2 protein-coding genes are annotated in these 2,096 nt (G+C 34.3%); both read left to right on the forward strand.

The genetic code is table 11. From position 1 onward, the window contains the following. On the forward strand, positions 1 to 507 hold a 507-nt coding region (locus tag ENL20_01705; GenBank protein ID HHE37272.1), incomplete at its 5' end, for a RecX family transcriptional regulator. A gap of 272 nt (positions 508 to 779) precedes the next feature. After that, positions 780 to 2,003 carry a Nif3-like dinuclear metal center hexameric protein gene (locus tag ENL20_01710; protein HHE37273.1) on the forward strand — a complete coding sequence of 408 codons (1,224 nt, stop codon included), beginning with the start codon at positions 780 to 782 and terminating at the stop codon, positions 2,001 to 2,003. Positions 2,004 to 2,096: the final 93 nt, after the last annotated feature.

A 2,096-nucleotide genomic window follows, 5' to 3' on the forward strand; every position in this document is an offset into this window, starting at 1 on the left:
GAAGTAGAATTATCTAAAGGTAAAAGCAGGGAACTGAGAAAGCAGATCACAATTTATGCGTGGGATAGACTTCTGAATTTTCTTACATATCGTGAAAGATCGATTTGGGAATGCAAAATGTTTTTAGATCAATTATATCTCGATCCCGAAATTTCCGAAAAACTGGTTGAGAAAGCTATTTCTAATAATTTTGTGAATGACGAAAGATTTGCTGAATTATTTGTTGAAAGCTTAATTGCAAAAAAGAAAAATTCGACAGAAATTAAAATAAAATTATTTGAGAAACATATTTCTGGAAAAATTATTAACAAGGTTCTTGCAGAAAAATATTCTGCCGAAATTGAGGAAAATATTTTAACAGAAAATGTTATAAAAACTTTATCGAAATATTCCGGATTTTCAGATAAAGAAAAAATTGAAAAATGCCTGAATTATCTGACCAGACGCGGCTTTTCCTATTATGAAGTGAAAGAGAAAATTAATGAATTAATAATGAGTCCACTCTAAAAAGGCAATAATTTGGAATATGTATGAAATTTTACACGGAATTTGGAAACTGATGAATCGATTAATGACCTCTATCTTCTTATTAACCACCAACTTAAGTTGGTGGTTAATGAAACAGGAAAAAGTATTAATCGTTTTAACGGTTTCTAATTTTATTGAATTTGACCTTTTTAGAGTGGACTCAATAATGAAGGAATGAAAGAATCATGGCCTTGCGGATGGTTGAGCTTGCGAATCCTTCGTAATGGTCGGATACGAGACTATAAACCAGTTTGCAATACATCCATAATGGCCAGATGAGGGCTGTCAACCATTGCGAAGGTCTCGTTCCTCGACCATTCGCAAGGTTTAATTATCCGTTTAATCCGCGAAAATCAATGGCAAAAAAAGGAGCAAAAATGAAACAAATAAAAGTAGAAGATATCGTTGAGCATATTCATAAAATCGCCAATCCAAATCTTGCCTACGATTGGGATAATGTCGGTTTTCAACTTGGAGATGCGGAAGCAGAAGTGAAAAAAATTCTTCTGACTCTCGATGTAACCGAAAATGCGATCAGGAAAGCGATCAAAGAAAATGTCGATTTGATAATTTCCCATCATCCCTTTATTTTTCAACCGATCAAAAATATCACAAATCCGCTTTATTTAAAATTGATTAGAAGTAACATTTCGGTTTTTTGTGCTCACACGAATCTCGATGTTGTTCAAAAAGGTGTGAATTATGCTCTTGCTGAAAAACTCGGTTTGGAAAATCTTGAATTTCTTTCATCGGTATCAGGTTCAAAACTTTTTCATTTTGCGGTTTATGTTCCCGAAAATTCGATGGAAGCTGTTGCAGAAGCGGTTTTCGGAGCTGGAGCCGGAAATATCGGGAATTATGAAAACTGTTTAAATGATTATGAAGTTAGTGGTCAATTCAAACCTTTGGAAGGAAGTAAACCAAATGTTGGTGTGAAAAACAAACTGAAAAAAGTTGTGGAAAGAAAGTTGGAATTTTTTGTGGATTCCTTCAATTTGAATCGAGTTATCTCAGCGATGAAATCCGCTCATCCCTATGAAACTCCGGCTTTTGCAGTTTATCCGCAGGAAAAATCGAGCGAGAATTACGGACTTGGTTTGATTGGGGAATTATCCAACAAAATGACGATCGCAGATTTCTCCCAAAAAGTAAAAAGAGATTTGAAAGCTCCTTTTATTAAACTTTGGCTGGCAGATAGAACACAAAGCGATTTTGTCCAAAAGATTGCAATTTGTGGAGGTACCGGAACATCTCTTCTCAACAAAGTTTATGGACGAGCAGATATTTTCGTTTCTGCTGATTTCACTTATCATATTTTATTAGACAGCAAAATACCGATCATTGATGCCGGACATTTTTATACGGAATATCCGGCTTTGAAGAATTTGCGGGAAATGCTTTCAGATTTTGAGGTTGAGATTATTGAATTGAAAGCAGAAGAGCATGAAATTCAGAGGGAGATGATAATCTATTAAATTTCCGAAGTTTCTAGAAATTGATAAATTCTTCATTTTTTTTGATCTTCCTTATAAAATATCCTGGTGCAGATAGCAAGCAAAATAAAACTA

The sequence above is a fragment of the Candidatus Cloacimonadota bacterium genome, from assembly GCA_011372345.1.
Taxonomy (GTDB): domain Bacteria; phylum Cloacimonadota; class Cloacimonadia; order Cloacimonadales; family TCS61; genus DRTC01.